The organism is Rhodococcus olei, assembly GCF_039540555.1.
In the GTDB taxonomy this organism is placed as follows: domain Bacteria; phylum Actinomycetota; class Actinomycetes; order Mycobacteriales; family Mycobacteriaceae; genus Rhodococcus_G; species Rhodococcus_G olei.
Window position 1 is genome coordinate 371,633 of record NZ_BAABFB010000066.1, and the last position, 16,468, is coordinate 388,100.

General features: G+C 71.4%; 12 protein-coding genes and 1 pseudogene. 5 read left to right on the plus strand and 8 right to left on the minus strand.

Annotated features, from left to right (window positions below):
• Positions 1 to 38: 38 nt before the first annotated feature.
• The 4 genes from ABD951_RS22785 to ABD951_RS22800 are packed head-to-tail and all read right to left on the minus strand — an operon-like array spanning position 39 to position 6,613.
• A complete protein-coding gene (locus tag ABD951_RS22785; RefSeq protein ID WP_345350627.1) occupies positions 39 to 1,232 on the minus strand; it encodes an acetate kinase in 1,194 nt (397 codons plus the stop codon).
• A complete protein-coding gene (pta, locus tag ABD951_RS22790) occupies positions 1,229 to 3,325 on the minus strand; it encodes a phosphate acetyltransferase (RefSeq protein ID WP_345350629.1) in 2,097 nt (698 codons plus the stop codon). Before pta ends, ABD951_RS22785 begins: the two co-directional genes overlap by 4 nt.
• Before the next feature lie 58 nt (positions 3,326 to 3,383).
• Positions 3,384 to 4,772 carry a serine-threonine protein kinase gene (locus ABD951_RS22795; RefSeq protein ID WP_345350632.1) on the minus strand — a complete coding sequence of 463 codons (1,389 nt, stop codon included), beginning with the start codon at positions 4,770 to 4,772 and terminating at the stop codon, positions 3,384 to 3,386.
• 29 nt (positions 4,773 to 4,801) lie between these two features.
• Positions 4,802 to 6,613: a S8 family serine peptidase gene (locus ABD951_RS22800; RefSeq protein ID WP_345350635.1), complete on the minus strand. Its 1,812-nt coding sequence runs from the start codon at positions 6,611 to 6,613 to the stop codon at positions 4,802 to 4,804.
• Positions 6,614 to 6,912: 299 nt separating this feature from the next.
• Between ABD951_RS22800 and ABD951_RS22805 the strand changes: the two genes are divergently transcribed.
• Together ABD951_RS22805 and ABD951_RS22810 are read left to right on the plus strand one after the other, a co-directional pair.
• Positions 6,913 to 8,004: a hypothetical protein gene (locus tag ABD951_RS22805; protein ID WP_345350638.1), complete on the plus strand. Its 1,092-nt coding sequence runs from the start codon at positions 6,913 to 6,915 to the stop codon at positions 8,002 to 8,004.
• Positions 7,976 to 8,596: a hypothetical protein gene (locus tag ABD951_RS22810; protein WP_345350641.1), complete on the plus strand. Its 621-nt coding sequence runs from the start codon at positions 7,976 to 7,978 to the stop codon at positions 8,594 to 8,596. The genes ABD951_RS22805 and ABD951_RS22810 overlap by 29 nt, the downstream gene beginning before the upstream one ends.
• A gap of 7 nt (positions 8,597 to 8,603) precedes the next feature.
• Here the strand turns inward: ABD951_RS22810 and ABD951_RS22815 are convergent, their stop codons facing one another.
• The 3 genes from ABD951_RS22815 to ABD951_RS22825 all read right to left on the minus strand — a co-directional run bounded on the left by ABD951_RS22815 (position 8,604) and on the right by ABD951_RS22825 (position 12,619).
• Positions 8,604 to 11,216: a helix-turn-helix transcriptional regulator gene (locus tag ABD951_RS22815; RefSeq protein ID WP_345350644.1), complete on the minus strand. Its 2,613-nt coding sequence runs from the start codon at positions 11,214 to 11,216 to the stop codon at positions 8,604 to 8,606.
• 147 nt (positions 11,217 to 11,363) lie between these two features.
• Positions 11,364 to 11,966 carry a suppressor of fused domain protein gene (locus ABD951_RS22820; protein WP_345350647.1) on the minus strand — a complete coding sequence of 201 codons (603 nt, stop codon included), beginning with the start codon at positions 11,964 to 11,966 and terminating at the stop codon, positions 11,364 to 11,366.
• Positions 11,967 to 11,992: 26 nt separating this feature from the next.
• Positions 11,993 to 12,619, minus strand: a complete 627-nt coding sequence (locus tag ABD951_RS22825; protein WP_345350650.1) for a TetR/AcrR family transcriptional regulator — start codon at positions 12,617 to 12,619, stop codon at positions 11,993 to 11,995.
• A gap of 197 nt (positions 12,620 to 12,816) precedes the next feature.
• On the opposite strand from ABD951_RS22825, the gene ABD951_RS22830 reads away from it, so the two are divergent.
• Genes ABD951_RS22830 through ABD951_RS22840 form a run of 3 tightly spaced genes read left to right on the plus strand, consistent with a single transcriptional unit; the run spans position 12,817 to position 16,164 of the window.
• Positions 12,817 to 14,022, plus strand: coding sequence for a phosphotransferase family protein (locus tag ABD951_RS22830; RefSeq protein WP_345350653.1), 1,206 nt, complete (start codon positions 12,817 to 12,819; stop codon positions 14,020 to 14,022).
• Complete coding sequence (locus ABD951_RS22835; RefSeq protein ID WP_345350656.1) at positions 14,019 to 15,179, plus strand: Rv3169 family protein; 1,161 nt, start codon at positions 14,019 to 14,021, stop codon at positions 15,177 to 15,179. The genes ABD951_RS22830 and ABD951_RS22835 overlap by 4 nt, the downstream gene beginning before the upstream one ends.
• Before the next feature lie 34 nt (positions 15,180 to 15,213).
• Positions 15,214 to 16,164, plus strand: coding sequence for a tyrosine-protein phosphatase (locus tag ABD951_RS22840; RefSeq protein WP_345350659.1), 951 nt, complete (start codon positions 15,214 to 15,216; stop codon positions 16,162 to 16,164).
• A 66-nt stretch (positions 16,165 to 16,230) separates the two neighbouring features.
• Here ABD951_RS22840 and ABD951_RS22845 read toward each other — a convergent pair.
• A pseudogene (locus tag ABD951_RS22845) lies at positions 16,231 to 16,468 on the minus strand (glucose-6-phosphate dehydrogenase (coenzyme-F420)); the annotation flags it as partial.

Consider the following 16,468-nt stretch of genomic DNA (forward strand, 5'->3'; position numbering starts at 1 on the left):
CGCCGGGCCGACGTCGGGAGCCGGCCGCGGTTCGCCCGCTACACCCCCACCAGCGCCGCGGACGCCCGGGCGATCGCGAGCTCCTCGTCGGTCGGCACCACCAACACCGTCACCCGCGATGCGTCGGTCGAGATCACTCGCGCGACATGCTCTTTCGCCCCGTTGCGCGCCGGGTCCACCTCGATGCCGAGCCCCTCGAGACCGGCGAGGGCGTCGGCGCGCACATCGGCGGCGTTCTCCCCCACCCCGGCGGTGAAGGTGATCGTGTCGACGCGGCCCAGCGTCACCAGGTACGCGCCGATGTACTTGCGCAGCCGGTGGATGTACACGTCGTACGCCAGGGTGGCCGACTCGTCGCCGGAGTCGATCAGGCGCCGCAGCTCGCGGAAGTCGTTGACGCCGGAGAGGCCCTTGAGCCCGGAACGACGGTTCAGCAGCTCGTCGAGCGCGTCTATGTCCAGGTCGGCGCTGCGCCGCAGGTGCATCACGATGCCCGGGTCGATGTCGCCGCTGCGCGTGCCCATCACCAGACCCTCGAGCGGGGTCAGTCCCATCGACGTGTCCACCGCGACGCCGCCGGCGATCGCCGACGCGGAGGCACCGTTGCCCAGGTGCAGCACGATCTGGTTGAGCTCGCCGGGGTCACGACCGAGGAACTGCGCCACCTGACCGGAGACGTACTCGTGTGAGGTGCCGTGGAACCCGTAGCGGCGCACGCCGTGGGCGCGGGCCACCTCGGCGTCGATCGCGTAGGTGCGGGCCGGGGCGGGCAGCGTGTGGAAGAACGCGGTGTCGAACACGGCGACGTGCGGAACGTTCGGCAGCTCCCGCATCGCGCCCACGATGCCGATCACGTTCGCCGGATTGTGCAGCGGCGCAAGCGAGGACAGCCGGGCGATCTCGGCGAGCACCTCGTCGGTGATCACGGTGGGCCGGTAGAACACCTCACCACCGTGCACCACCCGGTGCCCGACCGCCGCGATGCCGGCTCGGTGCAGGTCCAGGCCGGCCTCGGTGAACATCGCGAACGCCAGCCGCAGCCCCTCTGCGTGGTCGGCGATCGCCCCGCGGTGCTCACCCTCCCGATCACCGTGGCGCTGGGTGATCCGGCCGTCCGGTTCGCCGATCCGCTCCACCAGGCCCGACGCGATGGCCACCCCGGCCGCCGGGTCGACGAGCTGGTACTTGATCGACGACGACCCCGAATTGACCACGAGCACCGAATCTTTCACGACCGGTCCCCCTTCGCGGTCGCCTGCGCCTGGATCGCGGTGATCGCGACGGTGTTGACGATGTCCTGGACCAGCGCGCCCCGGGACAGGTCGTTGACCGGTTTGTTCAGGCCCTGCAGGACCGGTCCGACCGCCACCGCACCGGCGCTGCGCTGCACCGCCTTGTAGGTGTTGTTGCCGGTGTTCAGGTCCGGGAACACGAACACCGTCGCCCGCCCCGCGACCTGGGAGTCCGGGAGTTTCGCGGTGGCGACGCTCGGCTCGATCGCGGCGTCGTACTGGATCGGCCCCTCGACCAGCAGGTCCGGACGCCGCTCACGCACCAGCGCGGTCGCCGTCCGCACCTTGTCGACGTCGACGCCGGCCCCGGATTCACCGGTCGAGTACGACAGCATCGCGATCCGCGGGTCGATGCCGAAGGCGGCGGCGGTGCCGGCGGAGGAGATCGCGATGTCGGCGAGCTGCTCCGCGGTCGGGTCGGGTACGACCGCACAGTCGCCGTACGCGAGCACCCGGTCGGCCAGGCACATCAGAAAGATGCTCGACACCGTCGACACCCCGGGCTGGGTGCGGATGATCTCGAACGCCGGCCGGATCGTGTGCGCGGTGGTGTGGACGGCACCGGAGACCATTCCGTCGGCGATTCCGGTGTGCACCATCATCGTTCCGAAATAGGAGACGTCCGTCATCACCTCCCGGGCGCGGGCGGCGGTCATCCCCTTGTGGGCCCGCAGCCGGGCGTACTCCTCGGCGAACCTCTCGGTGTACTCGCAGTACTGCGGTGTCAGCACCGCCGCGCCGTCCAGGTCCACGCCCAGCTCCGCGCCCCGGCGCCGCACCGCCGACTCGTCGCCGAGAATCGTCAGGTCCGCGACCCGGCGCTGCAGCAGCCGTCCCGCCGCGCGCAGGATGCGGTCGTCTCCGCCCTCGGGCAGCACGATGTGCCTGCGATCGGCGCGGGCGCGTTCGACCAGCTGGTATTCGAACATCTGCGGGGTGACCACCTCCGGCCGCTCGACCCGCAGCCACTCCAGCAGATCGGAGGCGTCGACCCGCTGTTCCATCAACGTGAGCGCGGAGTCGACCTTGCGCTGCGACCCGACCGCGACCCGGCCGCGGGTGCGCGACGCGGTGGACGCGGTGTCGAAGGTGCCGAGGTCGGTGGTCAGGATCGGCAGGCTCGGCCGCAGGCCGGTGATGAGTTTCGCGATCGACGGGTGCGGGCGCAGGCCCCCGTTCATGATGATCCCCGCCAGCGACGGGAATCCCTCCGCCTCATGGGCATTGACGACCGACAGCAGCACGTCGGAGCGGTCGGCGGGCGCGATCACCACGACGCCGTCGGTCAGTCGCTCGAGGATGTGCTCGGCGGTCATCCCGCCGACCATCACCCGCAACGCCTCCCGCTGCAGCAGCCCCGGGTCACCGCTGTAGAGGTCGCCGCCCAGCGCCGTGAGCAGCTCGGCCATCGTCGGGGCCACCAGCAGCGGAACCTCCGGCAGACTCCACACCGGCACCTGCATCGGCACCAGCGCCACCGCGACCGCGTCCAGGTCCTCGGGGGCGCAGCGGTTGACCACGACCCCGACCAGGTGCGCGTGCTGCGAGCGCAGTTCGGCGGCGCTGATCCGGGCGAGCTGGAGGATCTCGGCGGGGCTGCGGCCGGCGCCGCGCAACGCGAGCAGCACCGGTGCGTCGAGATTCACCGCGACCCGGGCGTTGAACCCGAGCTCGCTCGGGCTGGCGACATCGGTGTAGTCGCTGCCGACGATCACCACCGCATCGCACTGTTCGGCGACGGCGTGATAGCGCGCGACGATCTCGCCGAGCGCGAGCTCGGGGTCGGCGTGCACCTGCTCGTAGGTGACGCCGACCGCCTGCTCGTAGGTCAGGTCGACGGTGGTGTGCTCGAGCAGCAGTTCGAGGATGTAGTCGGGCTCGTCGGTCGAGCGCGCGATCGGCCGGAAGACCCCGACCCGGGCGGTCGACCCGCACAGCATCTGCAGCACGCCCAGCGCGATCGTCGACTTGCCGGTGTCTCCTTCCGGGGAGGCGATGTAGACGCTCGAGACTGCCGACGCTGGCGCTGTCATGCCCGCCAGCCTAGTGGCGCCGACCGGGGTGCGTGGGCCCCGTGCGTGGTGACGGCGGTTACGCGGGCAGTGCCGCCCCGAGGCGCCCGGCCCGCACGAGAACCCAGGTGAGTTCGGGATGGACGATGTCGCTGTGCGCGCCGGCCGGGGGGCGGCCGTGCGCCACGACAGCGGATGCGTCGACGTTGAGCAGCCCACCGGCCGCGAACGGATAGTCGGCTCCGACACCACCCAGCACCTCCGTCGGCGCGCCGTACGCGCCGACCGCACCGAGAGCGCTCCACCGGGTCCGACGGTCCTCGGCCGCGGCCGCGTCGCAACCGGAGACCGCCGAGGCGATCGGATACAGCACACCGAGCGCGTCGTCGTGGCTCGAGAAACACACCGTGAGGGGCCCGTCCACACGGGCCGTGGACCCGGCGAGTGCGCCGCCGCGGGCCGGGTCGAACGGCAGCCGGTCCGCGAACGCGAACGCCGAGAACGCCGGCTGCAGCAGCGTCACCGACTTCACCGGCGACGGGTCCGCGGTGTCGGGCAGCCCCGCCAGCGCGAAGGACACCACACGGCAGCCGAAGCTGTGCCCGACCAGGTGCACGCGCACCCCGGGCAGCCGGTCGTGTACGTCACCGACCAGCGGCCCGAGCCCACGCAGCCCGACCACCCCGGCACGATTCTTCATCTGCCAGTACGTCAGCTGGCGCAGCGCCTCCTTCGCCCCGTTCCACACGCCGCGCAGCGCATCGCCGAGTCCGGCGGCTCCGCCGACGCCCTCCGCGTCCACCTCGACGCCGCACTCGGACAGCGCGGTGACGAAGTCCTCGAACACCGTGGCCGGGTCCGCGTCGGCGCCGAGCATCCCGGGCAGTGCGCCCGCGTCGGCGCCGCTCTCCCCGTCGTCGAACCCGCTCGACGTCGCCAGGGCGAACGAGCGCAGCAGTGCGAGCATCTCGCCGACGGCGCCGGGATCCGGTGGGGTCGCGAGGAGTTCGGCGATCCGTTGCAACTCCGACCGACCGGCGGGGAACAGCGATCCGAGCACGGCGAGCTGCGCCGCATCCAGCGCCGGATCGCCGGCAGGCACGGTGGCCCGCGTGTCCAGAGACGCGCCGCCGTCGTCCCACCCCGACGGGCCGCCTGCGTCGGTCGCCGGTGCCGGCTCGAAGTCCGGGATCGGACCGTCGCTCCACAGTTCGGACGGCCACAGCACGCCGACGAATCCGACGCGACGGTCGTCGCCGAGTTGCGGCGCGAGCAGGCCGAGCCAGTTGTCGTACAACCGGCGTGCCACCGCCCGGTCGTTGTTCCAGCCGTGGGAGAAGACCACCAGATCGGTGATTCCCGCCTCCCCCGCCTCGGCCGTCAGTGTCTGCGCGGCCACCCCGTCCACGTCACCGTCCCGGTCGAAGGACAGCTCCCAGAACGGGTTCCCACCAATTGATTCCGGCATCGCCAGTTCTCCTTCTCGCTCGAGTACGCTCACACGGCCTGCATTGCCCGCATCAGGTCCACCAGCCCTCCGCCCTCGCAGTTGGGGTCGCGGCCGAGCGGTGTCGCGGACTCGACGAGCACCCGCTTGACCTCCTCCGGGCTGCCGATGAACTCGTGCCGAACCGACAGGAACGCCGCCGCGGCGCCCGACACGTGCGGCGCGGCCATCGAGGTGCCACGGGACGTCACGTACACGGCCGCACCCTCCTGATCCGGGGTCAGCACCACCGGCGCGCGCATCGCGCCGGCCGCGGCCGACATGATGCCGTCTCCCGGCGCGACCAGGTCCGGCTTGCGTCTGCCGTCGCCTGTCGGCCCGCGTGACGAGAAGTACGAGACACCGTACGTGTGCGGGCAGTCGCGATGCGTGGACCCGACGGTGATGGCGCGCTGGGCGTTTCCCGGGTCGTTGATCGTCATCCCCATGCTGAACCGGCGTGGACTCGCGAAAGTCGGGTTCACCGTGACATACCCGGAGTTGCCCGCGGCCACCACGACCACGACGCCGGACCGCACCAGTTTGTCGACCTCCATGCACATCGGACTGCGCCCGCACGCCTCCCACTCGGCGTCGTACTCGTACCCGAGGCTGAGATTCACGCCGTGGATCCGCAACACCGGATCGCTGACCGCGTTGACCGCGCGCACGTACGCGAGGGCCTGCAGGACCCGGCCGACGCGGGTGCTCGGACCCCCGGCGCCGCCGAGGACCTTCAGGCTCACCAGCCGGGTCCGCGGCGCCATCCCGGCGAGTCGGTTCGGGTCCGGCACCACACGCGGTTTGAGGATCGGGTGGTCCGGGTCGACGATGTTGTACCGCTGCTCGGCGAGCACGACCTGACGCTTCGCGTCGTCCCAGAGTTCGAGTCCGCCGGCGATGATCCCGGCGACGTGCGTGCCGTGCCCCATCTCGTCGACGAGTGCACCGTCCACCGCCGGGTCGCCGGTCCCGGTGAAGTCGCGGTGCAGCGTCGCCACCGAATCGTCGTCGAGGGTGTGGTAGCCCTGGAAGTGCGCGTGGGTCGCGTCGATACCGGAATCGACGACGGCCCAGACGATCCCGTCGCCGCGGCAGTTGAACGACCGCTGCGCGGCGTCCGCCTTGATCGTCGACGCGGTCGCATCGATGTACGGGTGTACCTCGAAGTCCGGCCACAGCCGGGCGATCGACCGGTCCGCCCACTCGATCTCGGCGCCGTCCGCGGCCTCGAGCCCGCAGATCTGGCGGCTCGTCAGCTCCCCCGACACGTACTGCCCGGTGACCCGAACCGGTTCCTCCGCACCGCCGACGAGCCGCCACAGTGTCAGCAGCCGCTCGTAGGCCTTGTCGGGTCCGGTCCGGTACCGCAGGTTCAGCTCGACCATGATCGGGATCGGAGCCTCGGGGTCGACGCCCTCCGATGTGGGCGCAACGGTGGATCGCAGTGCGGGACTGACCAGCCCGTCCGGTGGCGGGGTCGTCGGTGGCGGTGGCGGCTCCAGCGAGGGCTCCGGCGGTGTGGCCTCGTCGGCGCGGCGGCACGCCTCGGCCGCTCGGTCGCGACCCTCGTCGGTCAGGTCGATCCACTGGGCGGTGTGGACGAGACCCCGCGATTCGAGGTCGGCGAGCGCTCGCCGCGTCTCGTCGAACCACCGGGGCTCCCCGCCGACATAGGTGCGGTCCGCGGTGCCGAAGAGGTACCCGTACCGGGCGCCGACGAGCGCGAGCAGACGCGACTCGTCGACCTCGGCGGCGTCCCCCTCCGACGCCGCCAACACGCACAGCACCCGGTCCACCCACACCGCCAGGTCGTTTCCCATGACCCGAGCCTGCGCCGGTCGCGGCGGCCGGGCACGCGTAGCGCACCACCCGTATTCGTGGCGCCGCACCCACAGGTCCGCGCGTGCCGGCCCGGCCGAACCGAGTAGTCGGCTACGCGCGACGGGCGCGCCCGGAACTGGCACAGTCGTCGATGTACCTCCCGTTCGACGACACAGGACCGGCCATGGGCCACCACGTCTGCACTCTCCACTGCACGCACCGCCAGGGCGGATCGCGGAGGGCGCCCTCCCGTCGGGTCGCGGCGATCTCCTTCGTCCTCGCGGTTCCCGTGGTGTCTATGACGCTGCTCGCACCGGGCGCCGTCCCGGCGCCCACCGGCACCACGCCGGCCGCGGTCGGCGTCACGACCGACCCGACCGGGCCGAGCGCCGCAAAGGCGAACAGCAACGGGTCGTGTTGTGGGCACCAGGCTCCGACACTGGCCCTGTCCCCCGACCACGCGAGCGCGGGCGACTCCGTCACCGCAACCATCGCCTGCTTCGACGGGACGATCGGTTCGGCCACGCAGGCCCTGTACGTGGACTCCCCCGGCGGCGGGATGATCCCACTGACCCGGCGGCAGACGGCGACAGCGGAGATCACCTCCGCCACCGCGACCTTCACGGTCCCGGACAACATCGAACCGGGCAGCCACACGCTGTCCACCACCTGCGGCGGACAGGCATCGTTCACCGTCGACCGCACGACACCCACCGAACCTCCGGCGCTGACCGTGACGCCCACGGCAGGGAAGCCCGGTTCCGAGATCACGTATCGGGGAACGAACCTTCCCGAGTGCGACGGGCGCTGGTCGGTCGAATTCGACGGCACCAGTCTGGGCCAGGTGAGCGGTGAGGTCGCGGAGCGCGGCCACCGCGAGACGGTCCCGGCCGACGCCGGACCGGGCACACGCGTCGCCGCACTCGTGTGCCGCGGTGGGCCGACCGTCTCGACCGACTTCATCGTGGGTCGCGCAACGCCCCCAACCACGACCACCACGACCACGACCACGACCGGCCCGGTGACCACCCCGGCCGGGAGCACGACGACGACCATCGCGCGGACCATCGCGAGCGCCGATCCCACCACCGAGGTCGTCACCGAGCCGGAGGACGCGGGCGGCTCACTGCCGTTCGCCGCGGTCGCGGTCGCCGGCCTGGTGTCCCTGGCCACCGCCGGCGGTGTCGCAGCCACGCGGTCGCGGAAGCCGGGGCGGTGGGTGGACGAGCACGTCGTCACCCGCCCCGACCCCGGCCCCTCGTCGGTGGCGGTGCAACCGCCGGACGGCGACCGGGACGACCATTCGATCCGGTTCGACCTGCGGGGCGATTCCGGATCCCAGGCAATCGAGGAGGATCGCGATGACCCGGACCGAGATGACCCGGACTGACCAGGAACGTCGAACGACGTTGCGCACCGCGGTGTTCCGGGGGGAATCGGACTCCGTCCTCACCGACCGCATGCGACCCCACGTCCGTGAGCCGGGGATGGCGTGCACCCGGATGCCGCGGACGCGCGCGGTCCCGCGGTCGGCGTTCCACCTGCTCGACAGCCGGATCCTGGCGACCGCACTGAGGTTCCTGGACCAGGATCCCGACCCCCTCCTCCTCGCGGGGCTGCGGCGCTACCGTGCGCTGGTGACCGCCGCCCGCGAAACCCTCGCCGCCCCCGGCCGTGAGGTCGTCGTGACGCTGGTCGAGCCGTACCGGGTCACCTCCGAACACCACCCCGAGGTCACCGTGCTCGTCGACGGAAACCCGCTCGGGTCGGTGACGTTCGACCTCTGTGTCACCTTCCGGATGGGAGAGACCGCCGTCGCGGTCCGCCGGGGCGCCATCGAGGCCGTGGACTGCGTGGCCGGGGCACTGAAGGTGGAACTGTCGCTCTCCGGTGGGGAGTCGCTGCTCCACGGCTCGACCGCGTTCCCGGTGCGCCGGACCCTGCGACCGCCCGTCGCGATTCCACTACCGCCGGGGCGGTGATCGGGCGTCAGTGCCGGGCGCGCAGCGAGTCCGCCAGCCCGCTGCGGTCGGCGACGTCGAGTTTCATGCAGGCCCGGTAGATGTGGCCCTCGACGGTACGCACGGACACGCACAGGCGTTCCGCGATCTCCCGGTTCGACATCCCGACGGCGACCATCGACGCGACCTCCCGTTCGCGGCTGGTCAGCGGCAGCGGTCGCGCGGCCTCGAGGATCGCGGGGGTGGTCGCGTGATCGCACTGCTCCGCGAGCGTGTTCGCGGTGGCCCCGGCGTCGAGCGACTCACGTCGCCGCCCGGAGTTCGAGTAGGCGACCGCGGCCTGCGCGGCGGCGTCCGCCGCGTCGAGCAACGCGCCGATCTTCTCGAACTCCCTTGCCACTCGGGACAGTTCGTCTCCGTCGCCGGCTTCGAATGCGGCGGCCTGGTCGGCGGCCAGCGTGACGAAGACGCCGTCGCACCGCTCCGCGAGTTCCGCCAGACGCGGCGCGGTGGTGGGGTCGCCGAACCGGGTCGCGAGGTGCAGGGCGAGGGCCTCGACGGCGAACTGACCCGACTGCGCCGCGGCGTCGGCCGCCCCGCGAGCCGTGGTGATCGCCCTCGACGTCTCGCCCTGCCCGGCGGCCTCCCAGGCCTTGCCGATCTCGAACATCGGCCCGAACACCGCGGTGTGCCTGCCGTACCGTTCGACTCCGGCGGCGACGGTCGTCTTCGCGTTCTCCACTCGACCGAGAATCGAATACGCCTGCGCGAGAAATGGGTACGCGGGAAAGCTCCAGGCCAGCGCGGACCCGGTGTCGCCGACGGCCAACGCCGCCGTCGCCTGCTCGAGCCGCCGCGCCGCGCCCGCGAACCGTCCCCGGGCCAGGTCGGTGGGCGCGCACAGGATGTTGGCCTGACCCCAGCCGAGGAACTGTCCGGTCGCCCCCGCGTGGTCGAGGTACGCCTGGGCCCGGCGTGCGGCGTCGTCGAGTCTGCCGGTCAGGACCAGCGCCAGGATCGGCCCCATCGCCGCCGGATAGCGGGTCAGCCCGTCGACCTTGTTCATCACCGCGTCGGCGCGGGCTGCGAGCGCCGCGACCTGCGAGCCGCGGCCGGTCAGTGCGAGCGCCATCGATGCCGCAAAGGTGCCCCACTCCTCCGACCAGGGCGTCGGATTCGATTCGGCGAGAACGGCTTCCGCATCGGCGAGCCCCTCGTCCAGCCGGTTCTCGAACACCGCGCAGGTGGCGCCGATGCCCCGCACCACCGCCGCGGCCGCCGGATCCTGCACCCGCTGCCGGAGCTGGTCGAGGACCTGGTCGCCGGCGGTCGCGTCGCCGGCCGCCCAGAAGAGGTTCGCGATCCGGGTCACTCCCCAGCGCACCAGCTGTCGCTGGTCCAGGTCGTCGGGGTCGAAGCGGCTCAACGCCTCCTCGGCCCCGCCGACGTGACCCTGCCACAGCTGTGCCCGGGCCATCAGGTTGGCGGCCTGGAAGCCGCCGCCGCGATCGACCGCGGCCCGGGCGAGCCGCTCGCCGAGCGGAACGTTCGCGAGAGCGATCGCGTCCTTCGCTGCGGTGATCAGCACGTCCACGTCGAGGGTCTGATCGCTGTCGAGGGCCAGTTCGGCCAGCCGGATCCGGTCGCTGGGCCCGGCGAGCGGATGTGTCCGCAGCGCCTCGACGAGGTTGCCGCGCAACCGGCGGGCCGCGGCCCGCCCGACCCGCCGTCGAACGACCTCGCTGAACATCGGATGGTTGTAGTGGACCTCGACCTTCGGCCCGTCCTCGACGATCTGCACCAGCCCGCGCTGCTCGGCTTCCTCGACCGCCTCCTCGCCGGCGAGATCGCTGAGGGTGTCGAGGGCGAGCGGCTCGCAGAACGTGAGCAGTTCGAGGACCCGCATCACCTCCGGTGGCAGGTGCTCGATGCGGTCCTCGAGCAGGGACGCCAGTTCGGAGGTGATCGCCGCGCGCCCCCGCAGCTGCCAGACCCCGCGCCGCTCCCGCAGGGTGCCTGCCTCGAGCGCGCCCTCCACGAGATGGTGCAGGAACAGCGCGTTCCCGCCGGAAGCCTCCCACATCAGGTTCGCGCTCAGACCCTCGAGCGGTCCGCCGAGGACCGACTCGATGAACGTGACGCTCTGTTCGCGGCTGAACGGTGTCAGCTCGAGCCGCATCAGGTGCCCGTCCTTCCACAGCGACGTCACGGCGTCCGGGGTGGTCTCGCCGTTCCGGACGGTGGCGACAATGTGGGCGGCCCGGTCGATCGCGAGCTGGTGCAGGAAGGTTGCCGACAGCTGGTCCAGCAGGTGTGCGTCGTCGACGCCGATCACGAGCCGGCCGGACGTGCCGAGGAGGGCCTCGCGGGCCGCGGACATGAAGGCCACCGGGTCCCGCGCGGTGGCCGAGCCGACGAGGTGCGCGAACACGCCGAGCGGGATGCTGCGGGCGGACTCGGTGCCCGCGACCCACCGCACGTCGCCCGGCACCGACTGGGTCGCGACGCGGGCGAGGGTGGTCTTGCCGACTCCGGCGTCACCGGTCAGGACGACACCGCATGCACCGGTGTCGGAGGTCAACGCGGACTTGAGAGTTTCGAACTCGAGCTGCCGCTGAATCAGCGGCCACGGCCGATTCATGATCAAAATCCTATGCGACACGGCCGGTGTGCCGCATCCGTTCGGACGGCGAACGGTCACCGCACCGACCCGACCCGCCTCGGCGGTGCCGAGAATCGGCCGACCTCGGCGGTGCCGAGCATCAGATGACCTCGGCGGTGCCGAGCATCAGATGACCGACGGCCGGTCGATGTCGGAGACGTCGGCGCCCGCGCCCTCGAGCCGGGCGAACAGTTCGTCGACGCCCCGGCGCGAGGCGAACTCGAGTTCGGCGTCGGTGATCGGCACCGCCTGCAGCCACGTCGTGACGTCGTCCTCGCGGTCGACGAGGATCTCGAGGTCCGGCCAGATGAACGGGACGACGAGCAGCGCGTGCCGGGTGGTCCGGTCGGGATCCACCTCGCGCACCGCGTTGGGCACGATCGTGTTCGGGGTGAGGTGGAAGGAGCCGGACGCGACCGCGAACGCGCACTGGGCGAGGACGTCGGCGAGTGCCCGGTAGTCGGCGCGTCCGACGGTGATCAGTTCGGTGCGGATCGGCCGGCCGTCGTCGGTGGTGACGTTCGTCGGGAATCGCGACATGTCGAGCGTCGCGTAGGACGCGTAGCCGGGGCCCGGGCATCCGTCCCCGACTGCGACGAACACCTCGTCCGGCTCCTCGCCGTCGGCGTCCGGGTCGACGGCCGCCCGGAACTGCAGCACCTGCGGCAGCGCACCGAACACCTCCCCGATGCGGCGGGCGGCTTCCCTGATGTCGTCGGTGGCATCCATGACGAAAAGCGTAGTGGGGCGTCCGCTCAGCCTTGCGCCGCGGACGCGCCCTCGGTCGGCAGGATGCCGTGCAGCACGATGTCGGTGAGCGAGGCCGCCAGGGATTCGGTGTCCTCGACCTCGCGGATGCACAGTGCGAAGATCGCGGCGCCACCGAGGATGTCGAGGAGGGTGTTGGCGTCGACGCCGCGACGGATCTCGCCTGCCTCGATGGCCGCGTCGAGTCGTCGGCGCAGTTCGTCGCGGACCCCGGCGAGCTGCCGGACGACCAGGACCTCGCGCAACGCCTCGTCGGAACGCAGTTCGCTCATCAGGCCCGGGACCGCGGCCCGGGTGGGCGGGCTGGCGAACAGTGCGACGGCACCGTGCACCAGGTCGCGGATCTGGTCGGGCATCGCGCCGGTGGTGCCGAGTTCGGCGTCGATGTCGGCGTCCCGGTCGGTGTCGAGCACCGGGTACACGGCGTCGTTGACGATGTGCGCCTTCGACGGCCACCGCCGGTAGATGGCGGGGCGTCCGACGCCGGCCCGGGTGGCGATCGCGTCGATCGAGGTGCCGGAGTAGCCACGCTCGACGAGCAACTGCCGGGTGGCCTCGCGAACCGCCTCGTCGATGGCCGGATCGCGCTGCGGTCCGAGCCGGTGTCTCGCCACCTTTTCCTTCGACATTCGCCAAACCCCTTGCACAGTCCTGTGATCGCCGTTACATTGTGTCACGTCTTTTGCCGTTACAGATTGTATCGACTGTCGTGGGTGTGGCATCGGCCACCCCGCGAGCGCGCACCTCCCCGGATCCCGGCGTCGGTCATCCCGCCCCGAGAACCCGCCCCGCGCTACGAAGAGGAGTGGTCATGACCCCGGACACCGCACCGGACACCGCCGTCTCGGCACCCGAACCGGACTACGCCGAACTCGCCCGGCCCGGCGAATCCCGCAAGGACCCGGAGCACCTGCGCGGCCGGCTGCAGGAGTGGCTCCGCTCGATCCTCGAGGCCGGCGCCGACCCCGAGGTGAACTCCGTCGAGGTCCCCGCGGCGAACGGCATGTCGAACGAGACGGTGCTGTTCAGCGCGTCGTGGACCGAAGCCGGGCAGCGCACCGAGCATCGCCTGGTCGCCCGGATCGCCCCGGCCGAGTCCGCGGTGCCGCTCTTCCCGACCTACGACCTGGACCGGCAGTACCAGGTCATGCGCGCGGTCGCCGAGCACTCCCCGGTCCCGGTTCCGCGCGTGTACTGGTCCGAGACCTCCGCCGAGCCGCTCGGCGGCGCGTTCTTCGTGATGGAACGCCTCGACGGCGACGTCCCGCCCGACGTCATGCCCTACACGTTCGGTTCGTGGCTCTCGGAGGCGTCTCCCGAGGACCGCGGCCGTCTGCAGGACGCGTCCGTCCGGGTGCTGGCCGACCTGCACGCGATCGACGAGCCGGAGCGCCACTTCGCCGTCCTGCGGTCGGCCGACCACGACGCGCAGGACCCGCTCGACGCCGCGACCGCGCTGCGCGCGCACGTCCGGGAACAGCGGGACTACTACGCGTGGGCGACCGCGGACGGCCCCCGCTCGCCGCTGATCGAGCAGGCCTTCGACTGGATCGAGGCGAACCTGCCGCAGCCGTCCGGGGCGGCGGTGCTGTGCTGGGGCGACTCCCGGATCGGCAACATCATGTACCGGGACTTCGAGCCCGCCGCGGTCCTCGACTGGGAGATGGCCGCTCTCGGCCCCCGCGAGCTCGACCTCGGCTGGATGATCTACCTGCACAGGTTCTTCGACGACCTGGCCGCGCTCGCCGGGCTGCCCGGACTGCCGGACTTCCTGCGTCCGGCCGACGTCGTGGCCGAGTACCGCGACCACACCGGCCACGACGCGACGGACCTCGAGTTCTACACGCTCTACGCGGCGCTGCGCCACGCGGTCGTGATGTTCCGGGTGCAGAGCCGGGCCATCGCGTTCGGGCAGGCCCCCACCCCGGCCGACCCCGACGAGATGATCCTGCACCGCGGCTCGCTCGCGGCGATGCTCGACGGCACCTACTGGTCGGGGATCGGAGCGCAGCTGTGAGCCTGTCGCCGCTCGACGACTACCCCGTCCACCAGATCGCCGAGACGATCCGCCACGTCGGCACCTCCGACCGCAACTTCTACGACCGCTACTACTTCAACTGCCACCCCGGCGTCGACGCCGACGATCCACTGTTCCTGATCGTCGGCCTCGGCCAGTACCCGAACCTCGGCGTGTGCGACGGCTTCGCGGTCCTGCGCCGCGGCGACGACCACGTCGTCTTCCGGGCGTCGCGGGCCCTCGGTGACGACCGGATGGACCTGTCGGTCGGGCCCCTGCGGATCGAGGTTCTCGAGGGACTGCACCGGCTGCGGGTGGTCCTCGACGCCAGCGACGAGGCCCCCGATCTGTCGTTCGACCTGGTGTTCACCTCCGACGTCCCGGCGAACCTCGAGGCCCGGCACTTCCACCGGCAGCTCGAGCGCGTCACGTTCGACACCCAGCGCTTCGTGCAGACCGGTACGTGGCAGGGGACGCTGACCGTCGACGGTGAGACCCTCCCCGTCACCGAGGACCGGTGGCGCGGCAACCGCGACCGGTCGTGGGGTGTGCGCCCGGTCGGGGAGGCGGAACCTCCCGGCCGGCGGGCGGATCCGGCGATCGCCGCGACGCAGAGCTTCTTCTGGATCTACTCGATCATGCAGTTCGACGGGTTCTCGGTGATCACGGTGATCCAGGAGGACGCCGAGGGCCGGCGCATCGTCGAGGACGCCACCCGGGTGTGGGCGGACCGCTCCCGGGAGCCGCAGTGGCTCGGCCGACCGGAGCACGAACTGCGTTTCGTCCCCGGCACCCGTGAGGTGGCCACGTCGACGCTGCGGTTCCGCCGCCCCGGCGAGCCGGGTGGTCCCGACGAGATCGTCACCGTCGGCTGCGAGCCGGTGCTCCCGCACTACCTCGGGGTCGGCACCGGGTACGGCCTCGAGCAGGACTGGCGGCACGGCATGTGGCAGGGCGACCTGGTCGTCCAGGGGCTCCGCGAGAACGTCTCCGAGATCGAACCGTGGAAGAAGATCCTCTGCCCCGTCGACAATCTCGCCCGCTTCACCCTGTCCGAGGGTGGCGACACCCACACCGGCGCAGGCCTGTTCGAGATCGGCGTGATCGGCCCGCACCGTCGCTACGGCTTCACCGGTCTCTCCGACGTCGCCCCGTGATCACCGGAACATCCAACGAAAGGAACGATTCACCATGTCCCATCGCACGATGAAAACCTTTGCCGCCGCTCTGCTCACGGGCGGACTGCTCCTGACCGCGCCGACCGCGGCAGGCGCCGTCGACCTCGGCCCCCTCGGCGCGCTCACCGGGTCGCTCGACTCAGGGTCGCTCGACACCGGTTCCCTCGGCCCGAGCACCCCGCCGAACCCGGACGCGACCCCGCGGCTGGCGTCCGTCGCCAACTTCCGCGACGTCGCCGGGAACGACGGCGACGGCTACGCGACCACCGACGGGCACCACCTCGAGCGCGGGGTGTTCTACCGCTCCAACGGACTCGACAAGACCTCCGACGCCGATCTGCAGACCCTCGCGTCCCTGGGTGTCGCGGACGTCTACGACCTGCGCGGCGACAGCGAGATCAGCAACCCGATGGTCGGCGGCACCGACAAGATCCCGGCCGGCGCGGTCTACAAGCACCTTCCGATCGAGTTCGGAGATCTGACCGCGCTGGCACAGACCATCCACTCGCCGGAGGAGGGTCGCGAGTTCCTGCGGGACGCGAATCGTTCCTTCGTCACCGATGCCGCCAAGCGCGCCACCTTCGGGCAGCTGCTGACGTCCATCGCGAACGAGGACGGTGCCCAGCTGTTCCACTGCTCGTCGGGCAAGGACCGCACCGGCTGGACCGCGATGCTGCTCCAGACGATCGCCGGGGTGCCGCAGCAGACGATCTTCGACGACTACCTGCTGAGCAACAGCTACCTGGAGCAGTCGAACCAGAAGACGCTCACGATGATCGGTCTCGCGCTCGGCCAGCAGGCCGCGACGAACCTCGCGCCGGTGCTCGGCGTCGAAACGAGCTTCCTGCAGGCCGGCCTCGACCAGATCACCGCGGACTACGGCACCGTCGACAAGTACCTGTCCGAGGGCCTCGGGCTCGACTCCGCCACGATCGCGAAGCTGAAGGGCAAGCTCGTCGCCTGACCCGCGACCTCGTCGCGACCCACGTGCGCCCCGGATCCGGCACCCGCCGGATCCGGGGCGTACCCGTCAGGCCAGGGCGCGCAGGCGCGGCGCCAGATCACGCTCGAACAACTCCAGGAACCGACGCTGATCATGACCCGGCGCATGAAACACCAGATGATTCAACCCCGCATCCACATACCGCCCGACCGCCTCGACCGCCTCGTCCGGATCCGACGCCACGATCCACCGCTTGGCGACCTGCTCGATCGGCAACGCATCCGCCGCCGCCTCCATCTCGATCGGATCCTCGATCGAATGCTTC